Annotated in this window: 23 protein-coding genes and 1 pseudogene; 4 read left to right on the top strand and 20 right to left on the bottom strand. The window is 44.3% G+C overall.

The genetic code is table 11. The annotated features are described in order from the left end of the window. Positions 1-9: 9 nt before the first annotated feature. From A5N85_RS02665 to A5N85_RS16395, 7 genes are all read right to left on the bottom strand, one after another. Positions 10-147, bottom strand: a complete 138-nt coding sequence (locus tag A5N85_RS02665) for a helix-turn-helix domain-containing protein (protein WP_084601566.1) — start codon at positions 145-147, stop codon at positions 10-12. Positions 148-156: 9 nt separating this feature from the next. Next, on the bottom strand, positions 157-1,620 hold the full coding sequence (gene nhaC / locus A5N85_RS02660) for a Na+/H+ antiporter NhaC (RefSeq protein WP_072575857.1): 1,464 nt from the start codon (positions 1,618-1,620) through the stop codon (positions 157-159). Between the two features lie 280 nt (positions 1,621-1,900). Further along, positions 1,901-3,391, bottom strand: a complete 1,491-nt coding sequence (gene amaB, locus A5N85_RS02655; protein WP_072575855.1) for an L-piperidine-6-carboxylate dehydrogenase — start codon at positions 3,389-3,391, stop codon at positions 1,901-1,903. Positions 3,392-3,437: 46 nt separating this feature from the next. Further along, positions 3,438-4,823: a 2-oxoadipate dioxygenase/decarboxylase HglS gene (hglS, locus tag A5N85_RS02650; protein WP_072575854.1), complete on the bottom strand. Its 1,386-nt coding sequence runs from the start codon at positions 4,821-4,823 to the stop codon at positions 3,438-3,440. A 775-nt stretch (positions 4,824-5,598) separates the two neighbouring features. Continuing rightward, complete coding sequence (cas2, locus tag A5N85_RS02645) at positions 5,599-5,874, bottom strand: CRISPR-associated endonuclease Cas2 (RefSeq protein WP_072575853.1); 276 nt, start codon at positions 5,872-5,874, stop codon at positions 5,599-5,601. A 2-nt stretch (positions 5,875-5,876) separates the two neighbouring features. Beyond that, complete coding sequence (gene cas1 / locus A5N85_RS16000) at positions 5,877-6,788, bottom strand: CRISPR-associated endonuclease Cas1 (RefSeq protein WP_245936095.1); 912 nt, start codon at positions 6,786-6,788, stop codon at positions 5,877-5,879. Between the two features lie 13 nt (positions 6,789-6,801). Further along, a complete protein-coding gene (locus A5N85_RS16395) occupies positions 6,802-7,587 on the bottom strand; it encodes a reverse transcriptase/maturase family protein (RefSeq protein WP_072575851.1) in 786 nt (261 codons plus the stop codon). Positions 7,588-7,776: 189 nt separating this feature from the next. On the opposite strand from A5N85_RS16395, the gene A5N85_RS16875 reads away from it, so the two are divergent. Further along, positions 7,777-7,899: a hypothetical protein gene (locus A5N85_RS16875; RefSeq protein WP_282955979.1), complete on the top strand. Its 123-nt coding sequence runs from the start codon at positions 7,777-7,779 to the stop codon at positions 7,897-7,899. On the opposite strand, the gene A5N85_RS02630 is transcribed toward A5N85_RS16875, so the two are convergent. The 13 genes and pseudogenes from A5N85_RS02630 to A5N85_RS02565 all read right to left on the bottom strand — a co-directional run bounded on the left by A5N85_RS02630 (position 7,884) and on the right by A5N85_RS02565 (position 22,701). Next, positions 7,884-8,663 (bottom strand): hypothetical protein, encoded by a 780-nt coding sequence (locus A5N85_RS02630; protein ID WP_143143159.1) that lies wholly within the window; start codon positions 8,661-8,663, stop codon positions 7,884-7,886. The genes A5N85_RS16875 and A5N85_RS02630 overlap by 16 nt on opposite strands. Next, the gene (locus A5N85_RS02625; RefSeq protein ID WP_072575849.1) at positions 8,629-9,018 is read right to left on the bottom strand and encodes a hypothetical protein; all 390 of its coding nucleotides are present in this window, start codon (positions 9,016-9,018) and stop codon (positions 8,629-8,631) included. The genes A5N85_RS02630 and A5N85_RS02625 overlap by 35 nt, the downstream gene beginning before the upstream one ends. 10 nt (positions 9,019-9,028) lie before the next feature. Continuing rightward, positions 9,029-9,328, bottom strand: a complete 300-nt coding sequence (csx16, locus tag A5N85_RS02620; RefSeq protein WP_072575848.1) for a CRISPR-associated protein Csx16 — start codon at positions 9,326-9,328, stop codon at positions 9,029-9,031. After that, entirely contained in the window at positions 9,325-10,548 is a 1,224-nt protein-coding gene (gene csx2 / locus A5N85_RS02615) for a TIGR02221 family CRISPR-associated protein (RefSeq protein WP_072575847.1), read from the bottom strand. Before csx2 ends, csx16 begins: the two co-directional genes overlap by 4 nt. Positions 10,549-10,615: 67 nt before the next feature. After that, complete coding sequence (gene cmr6, locus A5N85_RS02610) at positions 10,616-11,836, bottom strand: type III-B CRISPR module RAMP protein Cmr6 (RefSeq protein ID WP_072575846.1); 1,221 nt, start codon at positions 11,834-11,836, stop codon at positions 10,616-10,618. Beyond that, positions 11,833-12,234 (bottom strand): type III-B CRISPR module-associated protein Cmr5, encoded by a 402-nt coding sequence (cmr5, locus tag A5N85_RS02605; protein WP_072575845.1) that lies wholly within the window; start codon positions 12,232-12,234, stop codon positions 11,833-11,835. Before cmr5 ends, cmr6 begins: the two co-directional genes overlap by 4 nt. Position 12,235: 1 nt before the next feature. Beyond that, on the bottom strand, positions 12,236-13,099 hold the full coding sequence (cmr4, locus tag A5N85_RS02600) for a type III-B CRISPR module RAMP protein Cmr4 (RefSeq protein ID WP_072575844.1): 864 nt from the start codon (positions 13,097-13,099) through the stop codon (positions 12,236-12,238). Between the two features lie 22 nt (positions 13,100-13,121). Further along, a pseudogene (locus A5N85_RS16390) lies at positions 13,122-14,230 on the bottom strand (type III-B CRISPR module-associated Cmr3 family protein). A gap of 53 nt (positions 14,231-14,283) precedes the next feature. Continuing rightward, positions 14,284-15,063, bottom strand: a complete 780-nt coding sequence (locus tag A5N85_RS02585; RefSeq protein ID WP_143143158.1) for a Cas10/Cmr2 second palm domain-containing protein — start codon at positions 15,061-15,063, stop codon at positions 14,284-14,286. Positions 15,064-15,079: 16 nt separating this feature from the next. Continuing rightward, positions 15,080-16,198: a type III-B CRISPR-associated protein Cas10/Cmr2 gene (locus A5N85_RS02580; protein ID WP_072575840.1), complete on the bottom strand. Its 1,119-nt coding sequence runs from the start codon at positions 16,196-16,198 to the stop codon at positions 15,080-15,082. Continuing rightward, complete coding sequence (cmr1, locus tag A5N85_RS02575) at positions 16,195-17,460, bottom strand: type III-B CRISPR module RAMP protein Cmr1 (RefSeq protein ID WP_072575839.1); 1,266 nt, start codon at positions 17,458-17,460, stop codon at positions 16,195-16,197. Before cmr1 ends, A5N85_RS02580 begins: the two co-directional genes overlap by 4 nt. A gap of 216 nt (positions 17,461-17,676) precedes the next feature. Beyond that, the gene (gene mfd, locus A5N85_RS02570) at positions 17,677-21,030 is read right to left on the bottom strand and encodes a transcription-repair coupling factor (RefSeq protein WP_072575838.1); all 3,354 of its coding nucleotides are present in this window, start codon (positions 21,028-21,030) and stop codon (positions 17,677-17,679) included. Positions 21,031-21,045: 15 nt separating this feature from the next. Then, the gene (locus A5N85_RS02565; RefSeq protein WP_072575837.1) at positions 21,046-22,701 is read right to left on the bottom strand and encodes a glutamine--tRNA ligase/YqeY domain fusion protein; all 1,656 of its coding nucleotides are present in this window, start codon (positions 22,699-22,701) and stop codon (positions 21,046-21,048) included. An 82-nt stretch (positions 22,702-22,783) separates the two neighbouring features. On the opposite strand from A5N85_RS02565, the gene A5N85_RS02560 reads away from it, so the two are divergent. The 3 genes from A5N85_RS02560 to A5N85_RS02550 all read left to right on the top strand — a co-directional run. After that, positions 22,784-23,416 (top strand): transglycosylase SLT domain-containing protein, encoded by a 633-nt coding sequence (locus tag A5N85_RS02560; protein ID WP_084601558.1) that lies wholly within the window; start codon positions 22,784-22,786, stop codon positions 23,414-23,416. After that, positions 23,413-23,976: an L-threonylcarbamoyladenylate synthase gene (locus tag A5N85_RS02555; RefSeq protein WP_072575836.1), complete on the top strand. Its 564-nt coding sequence runs from the start codon at positions 23,413-23,415 to the stop codon at positions 23,974-23,976. Before A5N85_RS02560 ends, A5N85_RS02555 begins: the two co-directional genes overlap by 4 nt. A 12-nt stretch (positions 23,977-23,988) precedes the next feature. Beyond that, positions 23,989-24,567 (top strand): ATP-grasp domain-containing protein (locus A5N85_RS02550; protein ID WP_143143157.1); only part of this gene is annotated, 579 nt, incomplete at its 3' end.

The raw sequence follows: 24,567 nt of genomic DNA, 5'->3' as shown, positions 1-24,567 counted from the left end.
GGCTTACGCTCAGTAAAGATGGGGATTTTTAATCCAGCTATGGACGGTGAATTTGCTGATCTTGTAGTGCTTTGCAACAGCGCGCCAAGTTTCTCCATTAGCAATATCGTTAAGAATTTTCTGTCGGAATTGGCGGCAGTAGGTCATAGGATATGCTCAGTTTGTTTTTGATAATTCTACTACAAGTTGTTCTTTATATCTGCTTTGGATAGATTGGATTATAAATGATTTGACTATAATAGCTGCATCAGGACGTTTAGGAACAAAATATCCCGTAGCTGCCCAAACTAATCCAATTAAAGGAGAAATCCAGCAAGCAAAGGCATAAGGCGCATAGGTTAGTGTGGCAATGCCTAAAGCGCCTGCGACAAATGAGCCACCCATATTCCAAGGAATCAATGGAGAGAGTAAGGTTCCGCAATCTTCAATCGCGCGGGTAAGTGTGGTTCGGCGATAGCCCATTTCTAGATATTTGTCTTTCATTAGGCGACCGGAAAGGGTAAGTGTGGTATAGACATCACCCGTAGTTGCCCCTACACCAATGGTTGCGCCGTAACTGGCTGCCACCAAGCCAAAACGACTTTTGATAAGTTTGTTAATTTTTTTCATGATGGCGCGTAAGGTGCCGTAATACTCTAAAGCGCCGACGAATGATAAGGCAAATAAGGTTAAAACAGTTACCCACGTCATCGACATAATGCCACCTTTGGACAATAATTTATCGACGATTTCTACCCCAGTAGTAGATTTATAGCCATCCATTAGCATTTGGAAGATAGGATGTAGTCCAGTACCTTGCATGCAAGCCGCAATTAAACAGGCAACCAATGTTCCAATGAGGAGGGTAGGAAGAGCGGGAAATTTTAGGATTGCAGCACCTATAACGATAGCGGCGGGAATAAGTGTGATAAAGGAAATTTGATAATGTTCTTGCATGGTTTGGCGAATTAGCTCAATACGGGTGGTATCGCCATGTAAGTCTGCATATTGAATTCCCATATAGGCGTAGATACCGAGAGCGATTGCCATGGCAGGAATGGTTGTGGGCAACAAGCCTTTAATATGTGTCCAAAGATCAATTTCTGCCGCAGCGGGGGTAAGATTAGTGGTATCAGAAAGCGGAGATATTTTATCGCCAAAAAATGCACCAGAAACAATCGCGCCACCCGTTACTGGTGCAGGAATACCTAATCCTTCACCAATGCCCATCATTGCAAGTCCAACTGTACCGACCGTTCCCCAGCTGGTGCCTGTTGCAACAGAGACAATCGCGCAAAGGATACAAACAGACAATAAGAAACTTCCCGGAGAAAACCAACTAAATCCGTAATATAAAATCGTTGGAACCGTTCCAGCCAATATCCATGAGGCAATTAAAGCACCAACAGACAATAAAATCACACTGGCAGGCAGACCAATTTTAACAACCTTATACATATGATTTTCCATATCCATCCATTTTCCTTTACGGATACGAATGAATAAGCCTGTGATGAGTAAGCCACAAAGTAGCGGAACGTGCGGTGTAAAGTCTTTATAGTAGAAAAATTGGATGCCCATAATAATAACAGTGAGCACCAATGGCGCAATATCTAACCAGAAATTATCACTTTCTGGCATGCGGATAACTTCATCATCAGGTTTTAAATTGATACTGGTATCTTTTAATACGGTTGACATCATCGTTCTCCTCATTTGAATTTTTTGTTGTCTTTATAATTTTTATGCAAATGTCTGTACTACATAAAAGCCATAAGAATTCTGTCATATATAGTCAAATCAGCTAAAAAACAGAACGTTATCTACCGCCAGAATGGCTAGATAAGGGCTATAGGATGTTTTGTTTTTTAGCTGATCGCACTATAAAAAAGCCAACGGAGAAGCGTTGGCTTTAAAAGGCTTAATCAAATTTGATGCCTTGAGCGAGTGGAAGTTCGCGAGAATAGTTAATCGTATTGGTTTGACGACGCATATAGGCTTTCCAAGCATCGGAACCACTTTCACGACCACCGCCAGTTTCTTTTTCACCGCCAAAAGCGCCACCAATTTCTGCACCAGAAGTGCCGATATTGACATTCGCAATCCCGCAATCGCTTCCTCTATCGCTTAAGAAAAGTTCGGCTTCGCGAATATCATTAGTAAACGTGCAAGAAGACAAGCCTTGTGGGACATCATTTTGAAGCTCAATGGCGTCTTCAAAATCGTTATAGGTCATCACATATAAAATCGGGGCAAAAGTTTCTGTTTTGACGACTTCATCCTGTTGACTGACTTCTACAATCGCAGGCTTAACATAATAAGCCTTTGGATACTTATCTGCTAATACCCGTTCACCGCCGGTAACCGTAGCGCCACTGGCTTTGGCTTTTTCTAGTTGCGCTTGCATTTGCTCAAAAATCGCCTTATCAATCAATGGGCCTACTAAATTTCCTTCTAATGGGTGTCCAATAGAAACACTGGCATAGGCTTTCTTTAAGCGCTCAAGCACATCATCTTTAATAGACTCATGCACAATTAAGCGACGTAAAGTGGTACAACGTTGTCCACAAGTTCCCACCGCAGCAAACAAAATTCCGCGAATGGCTAATTCTAGGTCAGCGCTTGGCGCAAGAATCATTGCGTTATTTCCGCCGAGTTCTAAAATACATTTCCCAAAGCGTTCAGCCACTTTAGGTCCAACGATTTTACCCATACGCGTGCTGCCAGTTGCCGAAATCAATGGTACGCGTGTATCTGTTACCAATGCATCGCCAACATCTGCACCGCCGATAATCACTTGCGATAAATTTTCTGGTGCATCATCGCCAAATTTTGCCACGGCTTTTTCAAAAAGCGCTTGGCAGGCGAGGGCAGTTAAAGGCGTTTTTTCAGAAGGTTTCCAGATACAGCCATTACCGCAAACCAAAGCTAATGCGCTGTTCCAAGACCATACGGCAACAGGGAAATTAAAAGCAGAAATAATACCAACCACCCCTAGTGGATGCCATGTTTCGCGCATATGGTGACCTGGGCGCTCGCTAGCAATGGTCAAGCCATATAATTGACGAGAAAGACCGACAGCAAAATCGCAAATATCAATCATTTCTTGCACTTCGCCTAAGCCTTCTTGCTCAATCTTTCCGGCTTCTAAAGAAACCAATTTACCTAAATCCGCTTTATGCTCGCGTAAAACTTCACCTAAAATTCTCACCAATTCACCACGGCGAGGCGCTGGGACATTACGCCATTTTTTAAATGCGACTTGCGCTTTGCCAATAGCATTATCTACATCAGCAACACTTTGTTCCTTAACTGTCGCAAGCACTTTGCCATCAATAGGGCTGTGAACCGCTAAAGCCCCATTTAGCGCTGTCTCTGAAACTCCTAACTTCTTTAATAAATCGTTAATCATTGAATCTCCTTTTAAATTATTGAATATTGAAATCTTGATAAAAATTTTATGCAGTAGCTTTTAATGCCTGTAAACACTTTTCAAGCGATTGCCGCTCGGTATTGGCATAAAGCGCTAATTCATCTTGAACCTTAGCGCCTAATGAGGCTTCAAAAATTGCTTGATTAGAAGCGCCATCGTATTCCTTCACACCATTTTCCCCTAAATTAGATTGGAAAATGCCAGCTGCTGATACCGGTAAAAAGTCCTCATAAACAATTGGTTCAAAAATCACTACACCTTTAGCAATTAAATGGTCAATATCTTCCTCGCTAGCATCAGGATATTTCCCTTTTGCATTATCAGCGGCGTAATAATGGAAAAAAGCCAGTTTTTCACGACGCAGAACATCATAATCATCAGGGAAAGCCGCAAAATGTTTCTCTAAAATTTGCATATATTGCGCGGCATTTGCCTCTGTCGGTGCACCACCATTTTCTGCTCGCGCTTTCGCTAATAACTCATCATATAAAGCGCGTCCTTTTGGGGTAAGCGCACAGCCTCTTTGCTCAATTTCACCAAAACGAGCCGTATGATGCCCAGATTCAGATTGCCCATCGCCAACAAAAATAACGCCTTCCTCTAAAGCCTTGAAACTTGTTTGTCTTAATAAAATAGGACAGGCGCGACGAGGAGGACCTTCAACGACTGCTTTTGGCGTAATGCCTCTTTCTTTCATCCCAACTTGCACCGCATCAATATCTAGCGTTCTTGGAGTTAAATGATTGATATGTGGGCCTTTAAAAGCAACTACATCCGCAATCAAACGGTGTTGATCATGTAAAGCTTGATAGAGCGCATGAGAAACAGGCGCTTCCTGATGCCAGCGGAACGTTTCTAAAACCTCTTTGACAAATCGCTCAGCATCTTCTGCATTTAGTCCGCCTTCTTGCTCAAACTTTTCCGTAAGCTTAACCGCACCATCAGTAAAAATATTGCGTTTTGCCAACGTATCGGCAGCCGTTTTACGTAATTGCACATCATCAATCAATTCTAAGCGCAATAAAGAGGTAAACACGCGGAAAGGGCTTTCATTTAAATCTGCTGCATTAGTGGCACGAAAAGCAGTGGAATGAACCGGCACACCGGCAGGCGCTAAATCATAATAACCAACAGGCGTCATTCCCATTACTGCAAACACTCGACGCATCATCGCTAATTCATCCGCTTTACCTAAACGAATAGCACCATGACGCTCCATATCTAAGCGCGGCAGTTCGCCAGTTTGAGTAAGTTGAGCTTTAAGTTCGGGATGGGCTTGCATCGTTTGTGCATTAACATCAGCGACCAGCGCCATCAAATCGCCATATAAAGGGACTTCCTTTTGATACATATCTGACATTGCTGCAGAAAACTTCGCGCGAATCTCATTAGGGCTAACCCATTGGCTCATCGTTATCTCCTCTAATTAGTATACGCTTTATTGAAAAACAGACATCATAATTATGCAAACGAATATTTATCGCTTAGTTATTCTTTTTTCTTAAAGCATATGCAATGCAGCCGATTTCTCATGATGGTAAGGAAATAAAAATATTTATATTTCATGATATTATCTATTTCTCAACTTATTATCATCTATTACTCAATTATCATCATATTTTCCTAATAAATACCCATATTTGGGCAAATAATATTAAAAGGCTCTTTGATACAAGTGTGATGATATGGTCGATGAAGACAAGAAATATATGCGATAGAAAAATAATACATTGTTTTTTCTGTTTGAAAGCGCGCTATAAAGGAAAATAAACCAATCAAAAAAACTTTCTCTCGCTTTCACTAAAAGAATGGATGAGCGCTTCTGATAGAAATTCAAATCATCAGTGCAAAAAAAACCGCTCAATAAGAGCGGTTCGTACTTGTCTGAGTCTAAAAGGATTAAACGTTTAAGGGTAATGCGACTACTTGGGCGGTATTTTTCTTTGAAGGTGTGTGTTGACTGTCTTAATTCCTTAAGCGCTTAAGGGTAATGCGACCTTAATTGGCCTCATGCTGGAAAACCATCAGAACCAGTCTTAATTCCTTAAACGTTTAAGGGTAATGCGACTTACCCCCTAATAAATTTCTATTGTTAAAGAACTTTTTTAGGCGTTTGACGAAACCTTTTTCAATTTTGCCGTTTTCGCGGTTTTTTTGAGGAGGTTTCGTCAATTTTTGACGCGGGGTCATACTACCATTGTTGCCGGAAAGTAGGCAATAGCTTTTCCATCGAGACTTTGGGAACGTCGACGCGCGTTTTCGGGGAAGTGGTAGATGCGGATGCTGTCGGTTTTGCCCATGTATTTTTTGAGTTGTTTGGTGAGTTTTTTGAGCTCTGTTTCTTGGCGAATGTAGATTTCAAAGACGCTGCGTTGCACTCTTTTGCCGTGTTTTTGTAGGGCTTTTGCGATGAGGCGGCGTTTTTTGTTGCTGCAGATGTCGTAGCAGATGATGTAGTACATGGTTATTCCCGATAGGCTGTAAAGGTTGCTTTTTCAGGGGCTTGGAGGTGTCTTTTGAAGCTGACGGCTTGTTTGTAGAGACATTCTATGTAGCGAGGCTTGTTGATATCGGCGTGTCCGATTCGGGTTTCAAAGAGGCGGCTGAGGTGTTTACTGTAGGTTTGGCTACCTTCGCCGGTGAGGTAGCAGGCATCTTGACGGTAGTAGAAGTGTTCAGGACGAATTTGTTTGCGGCGGATAACGGTAATGGCTGCGCGTTCGATGAGATGGCGGAAGGGTTCGATAAGGTCTGAGCAAAGGGCAATGTGTTTGCTTTGGCTGCGGTGCATGTAGCCTCGGTCGGGGTTGAGCGAGAGGCTTAGGAGTAGGCTATGGAGGTATTGGTAGAGGTGTTGGTAGCCATAGGATAGTAGAACGTTGAAGGGGTCTTTGGGAGGTCTGCGGTTGCGGTGAGTAAATTGAAAGGGCGTTTTTTTTAGGAGTGCGCCAAGATGTTGGTAGTAGTCGTGGGTAGCGGTGCCTTCGTATCCACGCAGGGTGTCTATGGTGTCGGCATGGGCAATGTTGCGCTGCTGTTGTTCTAGGATTTTGGTGTCGTGGTCTTGATATTGGATGAGGGTTTTGCGCATGTTGTGTATGCGGGCGCTGATGGTTTCTCGAGCGAGTTGGAGGCAGTTTGCTGGCTCGCTGAGGTGTTGTTCTTGTTGTAACCAAAGTTTGACTTTGGTTTGAGTGGTGTGGTCGTTGTCGTTTAGGCTACCTAGGTGTGCGCTGTTATAGCTGAGGTAATGGATTTTGATGTTGTTTTTGAGACAGTAGTGGATAAGTGGGGTAGTGAGATGGTGCTTGCCGATGATGAGCAGTTGGTGGATGAGCGCAAGCGGGGTGCGTTCTTGTTTTTCTTTGCTGGTGATAATGAGTTGGTTTTCATGAAGGCTGAGCGCGGTGGGGGGGATTACGACATATGATAAGGGTTTGTCCTGGCGGGGTGATGGGATTGATACCGTCTTGTTCGATGAGGGGAAGGTTTTGTTCGGCAGTTTGTGCGCTGAGGTCTTGGATGGTTTGTTCGTCAATGTGGTAGCCTAAGAAGATGAGCCCTTCACTGATTTGTTTTAGGTGAGTTTTGCTGAGTTTGAGGGTGAGTTGTTGTTCGGAAAGGGATTGGATGCAGGCTTGCTCGGCTTGTTGAGCTTCTTCAGGGGTACGGCAGCAGATGACGAAGTCATCAGCATAGCGGATGTGGTGGTAGTTTTGTTGGCTGAGGTCGTAGTCTAAATCTCTTAAGACGATATTGGCAAGGAGTGGGCTGAGCGGACTGCCTTGTGGAATGCCAATGCCGGTAATGGCGTTTTGGCGAAGCGCGGAGATGACTCGGAGGATGAAGTCGGTAGTGATGTCGTCGTTGATTAGGCTAGCAAGGCGGCTGCGGATGATGCTGTGTGGGATGCTGTCAAAGCAATCGGCAATGTCGCTTTCGAGTATCCATGGTCGGTTTTGTTCGATGAGTTTTTTTAGGGCTTTGACTGCCATTTGGCGGCTGCGCTTGGGACGGTAGCCGTAGCTGGCTGGGTGCTGCATGTTGTCTAGGCGTTCGCTGAGTCCGCGAGCGACAATTTTTTGCAGAAGGCGTTCTTGTGGCGGGGCGGTATGGAGGGTGCGAGTTTTGGTTTGTCCACTGAGGCTGGTGCGGGTTTGGGTGAAGCTTTGCATCGGTGAGGGAATGTAGCTGTCGCTGATGATGTCTTGAGCTAGGGCGCGGAGTTGGGTCTTTTCGTTTTCTTCAGCATCGGCGTATTCGGGGCTGCGGCAGAGGGTTTCTATGCTAAGCAGTTTGCTGAGTAGGGTTTGGCTGGGTGGCGGTTGTTTTTTTAGGCTTTGGTGGTCGGCGATAAGGCGGTATTGCCCAATGCCGTAGTTGCTGCGTTTACCAATGCCAAGATATTGGCAGAGGATGAGCAGTTTGTTGATAAGTGCGGCGTGTGGATGGGTTTGGTAGGGCGTGAGCGTTATGCTGCATGGTAGCCGCTGAGGTATTTGTATTTGCCATGGCTATCGGCATAGGTTTTGTTAAGGTAAAACAAGTGGCTGTCGCGGATGAATGGTTCGGCAGTTATTAGGTGAGAAAGGTGTTCGCTTAGGTTTTGGACTTGGCGGGTTTGGTCGGCTTGGTTACCAGATAATGCGTAGATGATAGATATGCCGAGTTGGAGCAGGAGTTGTGCGCTGTCAAGGTCGCTAGCGCTGACTTTGCTTTGTCCAAAAGCGATACCGGTTTCGATAAGGAGTTCGATGCTTTGAGCTTGGGCGAGTGTGTCGCAATCGATTTGTAGTTGGCTTGGGGTATATTGGCTGAGTTCTTCGGGAGTAGTAATGGTTTGGTGGGTGTAGCCATCTTTTAGCGCGGTCAGGCGGAAGTTGTTATGCCATGTGCGTCGGTCGGGGTTGGTGCTGGGGGTTGTTAGGGCTGTGATTAGCTGGGGAAGGTAGGTTTCGCCACCATTGAAAGTGGTAATGGCGAAACGATAGGGAGAACCTTTGGGATAGTAAAGGTTACCGCTTTCAGGTAGGTGTAAGCGAAAGGCGGTTTTGGCTTTTTCTGGCGGTAAGCGATTGAGCAAGGTGAATATCCATGCTGGAATGCTGGTTTGGTGAAAGTATTGTGGGCGAGTATCGGTAGTGATTTCTCCCTCAATAATGAGTTGACGTAAGGGAAGCAACTGATAAAGTTGTTTGTCAAGTTGCTCAATTAGCTCAATGGCAAAAATTTTCGTATTCTTGGGCATCATTGATATCGATGATTAGGGTGTCGCTGTTGCCGTTTTGGATGGCTTCAATTTGTGCGGAGTAGGCGGGTTCGCGCATGTAGGGGATGTTGTAGCGTTTATTTTGAATATTGTAAATATTACCAAGAATTCCTTGAATTTCGCCTCGTGTAGCGTGACGGCGTTTGATGGTTTGTGTGAGTTGATGCTCTCTTTTACTTTCGGGATGGCGTAGGATAATACGAATATTTTGGTTGAGTTTCTTCTCGGTTTTTTTTGTGTAATAGTAGTTTTTAATGGTAAAAATAACGGTAATAACGGTAATCCAAATAGTGAATTTGTCTGCCCAATCAGTGAGTTGGTTAAAATTTTCTATCATTTGTATTCTTCTATAGGTTGGTTAAAGGGGTAATTTGATATTCGGTTAAGCTGGCGTGTGCAGCCTCCATATCGGCAGCGCTAAGTTCTTTACCTCGCTGTTCGGCGCTGAGGTTGAGAGTGAGATGGAGATAGCGTCCACCTTGTGCTTGCACTTCAGCGGCTAAATGTACGGGCAAGGTGCCAATGACGATATCACCTGCTTGGATTTGGCTTGGATCAATATGGTCAACTAAAGCATCAATATGTATGCCTTGTTGTTGTGCCCAATCTTTTGCTCCTTGATGGCGGCTAACAAAATAGGTTGTCATTCAGTTTGTCCTTTTTCGATGGCTTGGCGAATGGTATCAATGCAGTGTTGCATAAGGGTTTGCAGTTTTTGTTCGTCGGAAAAAACGGATTGGAGTTCGGCAATTTTAGGCGGAGTGCCGTGTGCCAATGAGTTGCGTAGGTTGGTTAGTATTTTGTAGGTGTTTTGAAGTTCACTGCGTTTGGCTTTGGGAGTTTTTTTGCGCTGTTCATCAAATGTTTTGCGTGCATCTTCGCGATGGTTGTAGTTTTGTGAGTCGTTGTAGCTACGTGGGCTTATATGTACTAAGTGGGAAATAAAGGCTTCTTGTGCCAGTACGGCTGAGCGTAGGTAGTTATTTTTATTAAGATGGTTTTGTGCCATGCTGATTTGGCGATGGGCAAAGTTCTCGCCATCTACCCAATTGGTGCGCTGGTTGAGTTCGTCAATAAATAGACTGTTAATTGGGGTAATTTCGTCAATGTCACGAAAGATTTTTAAGGGCGTGCGTGCTTTGCCGATTTGGTTGGTTTTTTCAAAGAATGCTGCTTTTTCTAAAGCATCAGCTGCATTTTTTTGTCCTTCTGCACGGTAGAGTTCGGCAAAGGGGAAGTAATCGCCATCTTTGTCGTAAGCAGCGAGTGCGTCTGTCCATTCTAGCATTTTGAGCATGCCTTTAAGTTCAATGACAGGGGTGGTTTTTTTATTTTGGTCTGTCATGTCTAAGGCACCATAGTAGATGTTATCAGTGAGAATGTCTTTGGTGGTGTGTAAATAGCGAGAGGCGACCAGTGCCAACATTGGGAGGTGACGGAAGGAGTGTGTAACGTCCATGCTGATGTGTTGCCCGTGTTCGAGTTTGGCAGCGATTTTGAGGAGGAGATTGATTTGCTCGGCCTCACTGGTGGCGTAGTCAATAATCAGGCATTCGACATCGCAGCCTAAGTGCTTGGAGAGTTGCGGTATGCAAGGGCTAAGCAGTTCTGCTGTTGTTGCGTTATTCTCAACGGCTTCCATAAGCACTAGCACGTGTTCTTCGTTTTGGATGTCTTGGAAAAAGACATCCCACATGCTGCCGGAAGTACCAATGAGGATGAGTTTGTCGGGGCGAATGGTTTCGGTGAGTGCCAGTCCAAAGTAGGCGGTTTCTTTGAGTGTGCCGTTAAAATTATAGTTAGCAGTGCGATAGCCGTGTTTGGAATCTGCTCTGGATTTGCCTAAAAAGCTGAGTAGGGTGTGCATGGTTGTTTCCTCTTATTTCAGGGAAATGAAAAAGATACCGTCTTGCACTTCAAGACGGTGGTTGAATTTAAGGTTTTTGATCGGCTAGGTTGAGTAAGGTGGTTACCCACTCTCGCTGTGCTTCTTTTTTTATTTTATGAGGCGCTTTCATTTGTGTTTCATAGTGTTTATGAGCAAGATTAAGTATGAAATTAATGCTTTCTTTTTCGCTAGGATGTGTTTGTAGTTTATCTACCCAAGTTTTAATTGATCGACCAAGTGCCTCTCTATCTTCTTTCCAGTTTTCGGTTTGTGCGGCTTGAAGCACTTCTTTATGGAAAGGACTGGCATTCATAAGCAATTTATTGAACTCAGTTTGCTTTTGTCTTTCGATTTCGATTTTCTCAGCTTTTTTCTGTTGTTCATCTTTTTTCTTTATATAATCCTTATATTTTTCTTGTGTCTTACTTTCTTCATATCTGAGATAGCCATAACCTGTGCGGGTTTTCGCACCAACGCCGAGTTCAGATAAAGCACTGTCAAAGAGTGTCCAGACTTGGTCTAGGTTGATGTCGCTGCCTGCGCGTTTGCTGATACTGATAAGAAAACTTGCGCTTTTAACGGCTAAGAATGGGATGGGTGTAGGGTCGTGCCAGTCGGCGGGTAGACGTTCGGCATCGTCAATGCCCTCAATGTTATTGCCTTCGGCGTACCATTTGCCCATGTGTGGGGTCATGATGTCTATAGTGAGTTCTGGTTTTTCAATAGGTAAGGCATCAAAGAAGATAAGTTCGCCGCATTGGTTGGCAAGGGTTTGTTTTTTAGTATCTTTGTGGTCACTACCAAACCATTGGCGGAGTAATCGGACTTTTTCATCTGCATTGATATCTAAATATTGCTCAATGGTGCTGCGTAATAGTCCTTTAAGTTGGCTGCCGCTGAGGTAGGGAACGCCTAGGGTGTAGTGCCATAAAAAACCGTTTTCTACAATGTGTTCGTTGCCCATGCCCGTAACTAAATGGCAGTTATCTAGGGTATAAATGCGCGATTGCCCGCCTTGAGCTTTTATCAAAAATTGTTGGCGATATTCATAGTTTTTGAGTTCTTTATCATTGCCAATTTTGCGAACAAAATTTTCTAGGAAATTAGTTTTGTGGTCGGTATTGCTTTTATCGGTATCACCGGCAAGTTGGCGTGCATTGTATTCACCGTAAAAGCGAGTGAAATACAGCCCTGCATTGCCCCTTTTGTCTTCTTCTATTTTGGGAAGTTTGTGTTGTGTGCCATCATAAAGTGGATAAATCTTCATGAATTTTCCCCTGTTTTTTCTTTTTCACAGTAGATTTTGCTGAATTTTTTTACCCAGCGTAAATAGGCTTGGGCTTCAGCTTGTGCGATTTGATAGGTGTGCATGTCGCTGTTAATAATGGCTTCCATGAGGTTATCGGCATTGGGGTAAAGGGATTGATCATCCTGACAAAGCCATGGTTTTAAGGTGGTATTGAGCAGTTTGCGATGAACGCTCGCTTTACCTTTACTATAGTAAAAAGCAACGGTTGAACCGAGTCCGTTCATTTGAATCATGGCAGGGAGTTCGTTGGCGCGGCTTTTCCATTCATCGCGTTCTGCGGGTGCGAGTTTGCGTACGCCTTCTTTGACGCTTTGTAAGGCATGAGTGGCGCGTTGTTGATCGATGTTGCGGCTCATTTTATACCTCCTGACGCAAGATATGTGCTTCACACCAGCCCATGCCGACGGTTTCGTTGCCGCCGATTTGTATCCATGGGTTTTCGCGAGGAAGTAGCGCGCAGAAGGCATCTAATAGTTCATTTGCACTTTGGGGATAATCTTTTTTACGTGAGTCAGAAGCGGCAACGCCGAAGTAAAGCACGGTATCAGAGGGCAAGGTTTCTTCGTACCATAGGGCACCGTCTTTGACGATTTTATTGTCACCAATGGCGATATGCGCATGGACGGGTAAGGTATATTGTACGAGATAAGCAAAGTCATCGTCGCTAATGATAGCGAGATATTTTTTGAGGCGATCTTCAGCATCGTCATAGCCTAACATTTTTGCCAGTTCTTTAATGAGTTGTGTATCAATAGCGGTGTCGGCACGATATAAGCGGTATTCTTCTAAGTAAAGATGGTCTTTTGTATCGTCGCTGAGCAGGACTTCTCCAGTGTCGACTTTGGGTAGCTGAAAGTCAATATTGCTTTGGAAGCGTTTAGCGTCTTGCTGAAAACGCCCTAAAATTTGCGGACAGCTTACCCAACGAAAGTTGCCAGTGAGGCTGCGGATGGGAAGCAATAATAGGCGTGCATCAGAAACCAATAGAGCGCCGGCGTTACCGGTATTTAAATTACCAGCATTGCCAAATAAGATGCCTGTGTAGTCGCTATTTTTTTCGGTAGCTAATGCACGTAGCGCTCCTTTCATTGATGAACCAAAAACGCAAGGATAAGCGGTATGGGCTTCGCGCTGAATAGGTAGATCAATCACGTTATCCGTTGAACCTATACCAGCATGAATAGCAGTTTGTGCGTGTAGGGTAATGAGTGCATGTTTCATGATAAATCCTTTGTTTGGTTGTTTAATGAGTTGGAGTGTTGCCTAAGGCAATTTGCCCGTAGCCTTGTGCGCGACTATGTCCTTGGCTAATGTAGCCAAGATGAAGGCGGTCGATGAGTTGTTGGGCTTGTTCTGTGGTATCAGTTTGTAAATACCAGCAACTACCTGCGGGTAAATAGCTTTGCACTGGCAGAGATTGGTGCGCTGCCATATCCCAACCACCATAGCGTTGCGCCTTACCAACAATGGCACTGATAATGGTAACCGGAATATCGACTAGCATTCCTTGCCAAGCGTCAGCTTGCTGGTATTGGCAAGGTGTAAAGGCTGTATGAGGCAGTGGTGGCTGTTGGGAATTGCTGCGCGTATCTGCTAGCGGGGTGAGTAAATATAGCATTAAGCAATTGTTTTTCGCGGTAGTTGCTTTCGGTAAGGTGATGTTCTCTTGCTTGGTTATGCTCGCCATCCGCGCTTCTCCACCAAAACGAACGGTATCAATTTTTGGTAGATAGGTGCTGTCAATACCATCAATGCCGAAATAGAGTTGCCAGCCATCTTGTAGCCGATAATGTTGGGTTTGATAAAGCATGCCGTCTTCTACGCGACGTTGTGTTCTATCAATACTAATACCCAAGCGTGGCTCGGCAGTGAGGATTTCTGATTGTGTTTAACAGACTTTGGCGCTTCGCCTGCTAGGATACGTTGATAGTCTTCCAGACTAAGCCAAGCTTGTTCTAATGGTGTATCGCGTTGTCCATTCTGTTCTCCAAGGCTGGGTAGATATACTTTTCCTAAGTCAGTTTGTATGGCAGTTTCACTGAGTTGGAAAAAGCCATATTTTACGGGTGTTGGTTGTTCGAGGTTGGTTGGTGCTTGTTGCACAAGGTTAGCGGGTGCGGGGAGATAAAGGGTATTTTCATAGGCTAAAAATAGTCCTTGGGCTTTTAGGTTGGCGAGTTCGCTGCCATAGCCAATGAGTTTGGCTAATGGGTGATCGGCTTTGAAATCTGCCCACTGTCCGCCATTTTTCTGAAAATAGTGATTGCCAATAGTGGTGCGTAAAGCGCCTAAGGCGGTTTGATGACTGGGCGGAAAAACGCTATTTAATGCACTGGAACCAGCACCGTCCATGCTGCGTGATTCTCGAAAAAACCAGCTGTCTATTGGGGAAAAAAGGTAATGATTCATGCGTTGGCTCCTCTTTCAATGCCTTTTTGAGCGAGAAAACGCACTAATAAAGCGGCATTTTCGTCAATATGGTTATTGTTTAGCGGATTTTTACATTGCGCTAATAATGGTTGAATAAGTTCTCTCGCCATTTTTAGTGTAATGTCTGTTCTTCCGATACCGCGCGCAGATTGAATAAAATCGGCACAGAGTAAGTCGGTGAGTAGTTGATTGTTTTCGTCGCTAAGCGTTTGGGTTTCTGTTTTAAATAGAGAAAAACGGTGGCGGATTTGGTAAAGAAATTTACTGGAAAAAATGCCTTCTTCACTATCATTGCTATCGCTGTTTAGGCGAATAAGTTTGGCTTGAATGGCATTTAAGTAATAGTCACCATCTGTATTTAATGCATCATCCCATTTTTTTGCCCATTGCACGGCAGGCCCACTGCCTTTATAAACATGTACAGCAAGCGCATCTCTGCCCGCTGCAGCTTTGGCATCGTCATCAAGCACTTGATGTGCTTTATGAAGTAGGTTTTTCAGTGGGGCATTGATGTGCGCATAAATAATCGCTGCAGAAATGCTGGTGGTAACGGGTTTGTCTTTAAAGCAATCTTGATAATGGATGCGAACGGCTTTGGCGCAATCCAGTGCATCTTCTAGCGGTAAAATCGCCAGCACATCATCGCCACCGGCATAGATGAGAAAACCATTGTGATTAGCGACGATGTCAGGGACTTTTTGGGTAAATTCTGCTAATCCTTGAGTGATGATGGGTTGTTTATTGATATCACTCATTTGTCTGCCCAAATGATCACCGTCCATCATTAAAAAAAATCGCGTAAAATGGTAAGATTTTTCCGTATTGCTGTAAAAGCGGTTTTAAGGCGTTTTTGACATCATCGACACTAACTTTCGCGTTTTCCCGCTTGGTCTCCTTCATAATATTTGGATTCTCAAGAGCGATTTCATGGAAGAGGTTACCATCAATGCCTGTGCGTTTTGGGTCTGTTTCAGCCTCACGAATGCAACGAATATTGGTTTTATACTCAGGTTTACCAGCAAATTCTCTGGCAGTTTCAATGAAATGATTGAGTTTAGTTGAGCCTTTGCCTTCTTTTAAGACTTTAGCAAACCATGGCACAGCTGCCATGTAGGCAACAGATGGTACATCAGAAGGCACTTGCCAGCCATGAATGGTCAAATCTGCGTTGATGCTTGCTTTGAAATTGGCAAAATGGCGGTCAAAACGGCGTTTGATATAGGCAATCGCACATAAAGGTTCTTTTCCAGTTGAGTCAAAATCATATGGTCTATTATTTTTTTGCTTATCAAAGATATTTTTCCAAAATTCTTCTCGTTGTTTTCGTTCCTCATGGCTCACGCCTAATACGCCAGATAACTCCTGCCAATCACCAATTAATGCGCATTTTATACCGGGTTCAGCGGGTAAATATTGGCTACGCCAGCTTTTGCGTTGGTCAAGTCCGCTGCTATTTGCTTCATCATCGGTTAATACCCAACTCATTTCCCAAAAGTGTTCAACTTGACGTTGCCAAATCACGGCAGTTTGTTCTGAGTCAAATTGTGCTGATTCTTGTTGATAGATTTGCGCAGCTAACTGTTGCCATGCTTGTTGTACTGCCGCGGTGACAGCTGTTGCGGAAAAATGCTCGTTGACCGATGCTTTAAAACGATTAGGGATACTACCTTGTTTAGGTAATTTTTCGGATTTTTTGCCTTCAATAGCATGAAGGAAATCTTCATCTGCTTGTGGAAATAGAACTTTCCCACCTTGTTTTATCACGGCTAACATCGCCACACCTGATAGCCAAGACAGTAAAAATGATCCTGCCCAAAAATCGCGTGTGCGTCGCGCTTGTCCCACAAAAGACTGCACCGGACCTAGAGTAAAATGAAAATATTGTGTCATGCCGATGCTCCTACACTGGGAAATACAATAGTGCTTTGGGGAAAGCGGTTTGTGTCTAATAAAAAGTTTTCTTTTAATACTGACCAATCAAATTGCTGCGCAACCAATAATCCATTCGCTGAGACTTTTTCTTTAGCGGGTAGGAATTGAGCGGGCAGTAGCAAAGCAATGCCCAAATAGCAATTATCCAGTTTGCAGACATGGAAAAATAGCGGTGAAGCGCGTCTGCCGACTTTTTCATTTCTGCTTTTTTCTTTTAAGACTCTGCCCACATGGATATATTTGCCATAGCTATGCGGTAAGCCAAAAATTGCTCGTTTTGGATGAAAGGATTTAAAATCCCATTTCGGAAAATGGCGCTTAAAGACGGTTTCGCCTTTGCTCCAATCATGGTCTTGTGGGAAATTTTTCTCAGAAAGTTCGCCTAAAACGATGTGTTCATCTTTATTACGCGGTTTTCTGCCCCAGCTGCGATAGCACATCATCGCTTTTCCATAGTTTTCTAACACGGAAAACGCGTTGTCTGCAAAATCTGTGGTAATGATTAGACTTTGCTTAGAAAAAGCGGTAAACGGCGGTAATGCTTTTGTAGTGATTCCTTCTAATAATTGGGCAAGTGTTTTTTGATAGTCTTCTAAACTTTTCGGAAATGTCCAATTTTCTTGACCCCTTAATGAAGCCAGTTGAATACTACCAAAACCTTTACGGGCTTTAGCGCCTAATCCGCCTAATAAACCTAAGAGTTTAATCGCCGGAATAATCGCTTTTAAATCTTCTTCCTTAGAACTGGAGAAAATCACTTCAAAGGATTGATTGTGATTGATACACCCTCGAGTGAGGCGACCTTGTATAGAAGTTTGTTCTGCGTTTGTAAAACTTTCTACAACGCCATAACCCAAATATCTGGCTGCTTCTCTTTTTTTTAATTCTTGATGGATTTTCTTTTTTTCCGTATGAGTTAAAGAAGTGGAAATACTGTGAATAGCAATACTTGCCGCTTGATGTGTTTTTGCTTCACCACTAATGTTGCCAAACAACCGTGCCTCTTCGCTATGCAATAAACGCAATGCCTCTTTGGGATCGGATTTTTCCTTGATACATCGCGACCATTGCAACGCCCGCCACCAAAAGCGTAAAGCACCTTTTATTGATTGCGGGAAAATCATGGTGGGGTTTTGTTGTCCGTCACCAATAAACATTGGCGTGAGTACGTCAAAAGTTGCCGTGATGGTATCTGGCAATTTGAGTTGGTAAGACTCCATTTAGCTCTCCTCTAAAAATAAGAAGTAATTAAAAGAGTGTTAGATTTTGATGATTAGATGATTGAATTATGATTAAACGAGATTGTTTATCCTATTTAATCATAGTATAAAAAACGACCTATTTAAATTATTTTGATTGAGAAATTATAAAAATCTATGCGAGAAGAGAGATTTTCTATCAGGTTAATGAAGATTTAAATGGGTTGATTTTTTGTCTTATTTGCAAATGCTATCTAAAAATTGATGTAAGTGTGCTAATCGATCGCTTAAGGTAAGCATTTTTTGACGTAGGCTAATAGACGTTGGGCTAAGCATTTTGTAGTGATGTGGTTCGTTTTGTAACAGGGCGAACAGTTTATCTGGTTCAATGGCTGCATCTGCTTGGAATTGGATGTCAATAGCGGTAGGGCTTAAGGTGATTTTTTCAATGCCAATTTGAGTAGCGCGTTGTTTGAGTCGAGTGGTTTCTAATAAGGCTTTGGCAGGTTCCGGTAAGGTGCCAAAGCGGTCAATGAGTTCGATTTGTAGTTCGCGTAAGGTTGTGGTGTTTTTCGCGCGGGCAAGGCGTTGATAAAAGTCAAGACGCAATTGTGGATCGTGAATGTAATCAGCAGGGAGTAAAGTTGGTTCGCCAAGGTCAATTTCTATTGGGCTTGGATCGTCAGCTTCTGGGTTAAGCATTTCGCCACGTTTGATAGCGGCAGTGGCTCGGTCTAATAGGTCAAGATAGTAGCTCATGCCAATTTGTTGGATTTGTCCGCTTTGTTCATCGCCGAGGATTTCACCTGCGCCACGAATTTCAAGGTCTTGACTAGCAAGTAGGAAACCAGCACCAAGGCTATCAAGTGTGGTAAAGGCATCTAAGCGACGTTGGGCATCCTTGTTGAGGGTGGAAAGCGCAGGGGTAATGAGGTAAGCATAGGCTTGGTGATGGCTTCGTCCCACGCGACCTCTAAGTTGATGAAGCTGCGCTAATCCCAGTTTGTCAGCACGGTTAATGAGAATGGTGTTGGCATTGGGGATGTCGATACCGCTTTCGATAATGGTGGTGGCAATCAGGATGTCGTAATGTCGGTTATAGAAGGCTTGCATGATGGTTTCTAGTTCGCGTTCGCGCATTTGTCCATGCGCAACGGCGATACGCACATCGGGTAAGCATTCTTGTAAGGTGCGAGCAATCCGGTCAATGCTAGCCACATCGTTATGGAGGAAAAAGATTTGTCCGCCTCGAGAAAGTTCTCGCCGGCAGGCTTCTTCAATCGTCGCTAAATCCCAGTCGCAGAGGATGGTTTGAACGGATTGTCGTCCAGCCGGTGGGGTGGCAATGATGGATAGGTCGCGTAATCCTGTGAGCGCAAGGTTTAGCGTGCGTGGAATGGGCGTGGCGGTAAGGGTAAGCAAGTTAACATCAGTGCGTAGGTTTTTGAGTTTTTCTTTATGGCGAACACCAAAGCGCTGTTCTTCATCAATGATAACGAGTCCTAGGTTATGAAAGGTAACGTCTTTTTGCAGAAGTCGATGAGTACCAATAATGATATCGGTTTGTCCGTTTTTGAGTTGTTCTAGAGAGTGTTTTTGCTCAGCTGAGGTTTTGAAACGGCTGATACTGTCAATTTGTACGGCAAGTTCGGCAAAGCGGTCAGCAAAGTTATGGTAGTGCTGGTCAGCGAGTAGGGTGGTGGGTGCGATAAGCGCTACTTGCTGTCCTGCAAGAACAGTCGCATAAGCCGCACGAATAGCGACTTCGGTTTTGCCAAAGCCAACGTCACCACAAACGATTCTATCCATGGGGCGAGCAATAGAGAGGTCGTGTAAGACAGCGTTGATTGCGCTTTTCTGGTCGGGGGTTTCTTCGTAGTGAAAGCTGTTGTGAAGGTCAATTAGCGCAGGATGATCAATATTGATGGCATGTCCTTCAGCGGCTTCTCTTGCGGCATAGATGGCAAGCAGTTCAGCAGCGGTATCGTTAACGCTTTGTTTGATTTTGCGTTTAGCGTTTTGCCACACTTTTCCGCCGAGTTCGTGTAAGGGCGCGTTTTCTGGGCTTCCACCGCTGTATTTGTTGATGAGGTCTAGGTCGGTAATGGCAACGTAGAGTTTGGCGGATTTTGCGTATTCAATAGCGAGCATTTCTTCATCGCCAATGGTTTCTAAGCCTTGGTAGCGCCCAACGCCATAATCAATATGCACAACAGGGTCACCAATGTGCAGATCTTGTAGGCTTTGAATGAGCTCGCCAGCGTGTTTTTGGCGAGTTTGGCGATAGTTAGGCGTTTCAGGGGTGCTTTGCAGAGTGTTTTCGGCAAGGTGAACAATGCCGTCTGCTTGAAAGTTATATTGCAGTGGTGAGCGATAGAGCAGTAGGCGAGCATCGCTCAAGGGTTGGTAGTGTTCGGCAATTTCAGCACTACGGTTGGCTTTGTGTAAGCGTTCAAACCAGTGTTCTCGAATGCCGTTACCTGAAAAGTGCAAGGCAACGTGTGAATGGTTTTGGATGGTGTCTAACCATTGGGCTTCACGAGCGTCTGCATCGCCTTCTAGTAATAAGGGTTCACAGTGGTTTTTAATGTTGTGTGTGGGCAGGGCGTTAAGCGCGTTTAGCGTGCTTTCGGCGGATAACCACAGTTTATCAGGGGAAAGTAGGGTTTGTTCTCTTAGGGTATTCAGCCGTTGGTAGCGTTTTTGGCAATAGTCTACATGTTGTTCAAGCGCTGCTTCGGGAGATTCGGTTGGAATCAGGACGGTATTTTTAGGAAGGTAATCAAATAGGGTAGCAGTTTCATCAAAAAAGAGTGGGAGATAGTATTCTAGTCCTTGAGTAGGTCGATTACTGCTGACGCTCTCATATATACCGCTATTTTCTATTTTTGCGCCTAGTTGCGCACGCGCGCTTTGGCGAAAGCAAGTGCGACCTGCGTCGGAGAGGTCGATTTCTCGCGCAGGAAGTAAGCTGATACGGCTTAGTTTGCTGATGGTGAGATGGGTGTCAATCGCAAAGGTTCGAATGGTGTCGATTTCATCGTCTAGCCATTCTAAGCGAATGGGGTCTGATGCGCCCATGGGGAAAAGGTCTAATACGTTACCGCGGACGCCGTATTCGCCTTTTTCTTTGATGATAGGATTGTTTTGATAGCCGGCTTGGATAAGACGTTCGACAAGGTCTTTCTGTGGCAAGATATCCCCAATGGAAAGGTGAATGCCGTATTTGTCTAAATGTGTTTGCGGACAAAGGCGTTGTGAAAGCGCGGCTGCGCTGGTAATTAGGATGCCGTTTTGGCGAGTGGGCAATTCAGCAAGGACGCGCAAGCGTTCGGATACGAGGTCGGGATGTGGCGGATAAGGGTCATAAGGTAAGGTTTCCCAGTCGGAAAACCAGTAGAGATTTTCACTGCTGTTGAGCCAGAATTTTAGCATTTGGTAGAGATATTGTGCCCATAAGGCATCAGGCGTTACCACTAAGGCGACATTTTTTTTAGGCAGTTGTTTTGCAAGGTTATAGGCAAGATGTTGGTAAATACTATGGCTCATAAGGATTTTAAGACGGTAGAAAAGCGTAAATGGCAAAACCATTTACGCTGATTGAGGTTATTTCCAGCTATCGCGGAGTCCGACGGTTAGGTTAAGTACAAGTTTATCGGCTTGGGTATCTGAATCAACGGCGTAATAGCCTTGACGTTCTAGCTGATAAACGGTACCTGCTTCTGCACGCACCGCAGGTTCGGCATAGGCATGGTTGAGAATGTGAAGGGACTCTGGATTGATGGTATCTAAGAAATGTTCGGCAGCCATTGGATTGGCTTGAGTAAAGAGCAATCCGTATTGTCTGATTTCAGTCGGTTCAGCATGTTTGGCTGATACCCAATGGATAACGCCGTTTGGCTTGTAACCTTCAGGGTTTTTACCAAGGGTTGCTGGGTCATGACGACATTTTAGTTCAATGATGTTACCGACATCGTCTTTAATCACTTCTTCGCAGGTAATGACGTATGAACCACGTAGGCGGACAGATTCGCCGGGCGCTAAGCGTTTCCATTTTTTCGGCGGGTTTTCGCTGAAGTCTTCTTGTTCAATATAGAGGGTATTGGAGAATGGGACTTCTCTTGTGCCCATCTCTGGATTTTGCGGATGATTTGGTAATTGATAGTGTTCTTCAAAATCATTAGATAAGGAAGTGATGGTAACTTTTAGTGGATTGAGCACAACCATTCGACGAGCGGCGTCTTGATTTAAGGTATCGCGGATGACGTTTTCGAAGTAGCTCATTTCAATGGTGCCATCGGCTTTACTAATGCCAATTTTTTTGCAAAATTCGCGTAACCCTTTCGCTGGGATGCCGCGACGGCGAAGTCCTGCAATGGTTGGCATTCTTGGGTCATCCCAACCGTTGACGTGTTTTTCTTGGACTAATTGAATGAGACGACGCTTAGATAAGGCGGTGTATTCTAAGTTGAGTCGTGAAAATTCAATTTGTTGTGGATGGCAAGGGGTATTGAGTTTGTCTAGTACCCAATCATATAGTGGGCGATGGTCTTCAAATTCTAGGGTACATAGGCTATGCGTAATGCCTTCAATCATATCTGATAAACAATGGGTGTAGTCATACATTGGATAGACTTTCCAGCTATCGCCGGCATGGAAATGTGCGGCATGACGAATACGGTAAATGACTGGGTCGCGCATATTGATATTAGGACTTGCCATGTCAATTTTTGCACGTAACACATGCGCACCGTCGGGATATTTTCCTTCAATCATTTCTTCAAAGAGCGCGCGATTTTCTTCAGGACTACGGCCACGATAAGGACTATTTTTTCCCGGTTCGGTTAGCGTACCGCGATTTTCGCGAATTTGTTCAGCATTTTGGCTATCGACATAGGCATCGCCTTGGTCAATGAGCTGAAAGGCGTAAGCAAGCAGCTGTGGAAAGTAGTCGCTTGCATGGCGAAGATGTTGCCACTCAAAGCCTAACCATTGTACATCTTTTTTGATGTTTTCCATGTATTCGAGATTTTCTTTCTCAGGGTTGGTGTCATCAAATCGTAGGTTGCACTGTCCGCTAAATTCTTCTGCCATCCCGAAATTTAGACAGATAGATTTGACGTGCCCAAGATGTAAGTAGCCGTTAGGCTCTGGTGGAAAACGGGTTTGGACTTTGCCGTTATTTTTATGATGTTTAAGGTCTTCTTGAATAATATTGCGGATAAAGTTAGCCGCTTGTGGAGAGGTTTCAGTGTTACTCATGGATGTCTCTTAAAAGGTCTCGTGCTTTTTGCGCAGAATGTTAAAATGCGTCATTCTATCAGATTTGTAGAAGGGAATGCGCATGAAGACAGGGTTTTTGCTGGGCGTGAGTTTGTGTGTGTTAACAGCTTGTTCTGGTTCGGGTTCATTGCCCAACCAAGCGCCACAAGTCAGTACACGGCATTGGCTACCGACCCATGATGATGCTCGGTTTAATGGCGAAATACAACCGCCAGAAAGTTTACAAGAAGATGCTTGTGCGTTGCTGGATAATCGTCCGCATTGGCGCTTGGCTTTGGGACAAACCCGCGCGAAATGGGGCGTTGAGCCTTGGTATGTGTTGGCATTTTTGCATCAGGAATCTCGCTTTAATCCTACTGCAATGAGCACATCAAGAGCGTATGGTTATGCGCAAGTGAAAGATGAGTCTTGGGATTGGTATATTTTAAAAACTGGCAACAAAGGCGGAAGCCGAGAGCGTTTTGATGATGCGGTAGATTTTATGGGGTTTTATGCCACGCAGAACGAGAAGCGTAATGGGGTGGCATTAAATGACGTCAAAAATCAATATTTAGCTTATCACGAAGGCATGGGTGGTTTTGAGAGAGGTTCATTTTTAGGTAAACCGTGGTTATTAACCATTTCTGATAAGGTGCTTGACCGTGCTGCAATGTATCAAGCGCAGTTATTAGATTGCCCGATAGTTGCTCAATGATTTGGCAACTTCCAAAAGACGGCTCAACCATAAAAGCCGCTTTTTTTTCGGATACGGTTTTTGCGTATCCAACAGAAGCGGTTTATGGATTAGGCGGTAATCCTGCTTCTGAAAAGGCTATCCATCAGATTTTGCAATTAAAGGGACGAGCCGCAAGTAAAGGATTGATTATGGTGGCTAATGATTGGGCGCAATGTGAAAACTGGATAGGGGCAGTATCTTTGTCGGATAAAAAAGCCATGATAGCGCTTTCTCAGGAACGCCCGACAACGTTTATTTTGCCTGCTGGCAAAAAAGTTGCCCGACAACTGACTGATGCGGAAACTGGGCGAGTCGCTTTAAGAATTTCCATGCATCCAATTATTCAGGCTTTATGTAAATTGTTCAATCAACCCATCATTTCAACTTCAGCAAATTTGAGCGGTGAAGCGCCCGCGCAATCAGCAGAAAAAGTACAACAAATTTTTCCAACCCTTCCTTTGATAGCAGGAAGTCTTGGTCAAGCAACACGCCCCAGCAGAATTATTGATTGGGAAACAAAACAAATCATTAGACAGTGATATGAGGAAAAGATGAGAATTGGTCTTTTAGGTGGTGGTCAATTAGGTCGGATGTTTTTACAAGTTGCGGCAAATTATCCGTATACGGTAAAAGTATTAGACCCGCAGGTAAATGCGCCTTGTGCACATTTATGTGATGAGTTTGTGGTCGGAGATTTTGCTGATGCAGAAACCGTTACCGTCTTTGGCGCAGATTGTGATGTCGTCGGGATTGAAATTGAGCATGTGAGTGTAGAAGGGCTACGCCGTTTAGAAAAGCAAGGAGTTCGTGTCGTTCCATCGCCAGATGTGCTAGAAATTATTCAAGATAAAGGTTTACAAAAGCAATTTTATCAACAACACGGTATTGCAACCGCGCCTTTTTCTTTGGCGGAAACGGCGGCAGATATTCAAATAGCCCCTCCTTTTGTGCAAAAAACGCGTAAAGGCGGATATGACGGCAAAGGCGTGCAAGTCATTCGCCAATCAGACGATATGTCATCATTATGGGATGTGCCAAGTGTGATTGAAACGCTGTGTCCAATTGAAAAAGAAATTGCAGCGATTGTAGCGGTTGATGCCAATGGGCAGCAAAAGCTTTATCCATTAGTA

The organism is Suttonella ornithocola (genome assembly GCF_001889065.1).
Taxonomy (GTDB): Bacteria; Pseudomonadota; Gammaproteobacteria; order Cardiobacteriales; family Cardiobacteriaceae; genus Suttonella_A; species Suttonella_A ornithocola.
Note: the sequence above shows the minus strand (reverse complement) of the source record. Positions and strands in the feature narration are given on the sequence as shown.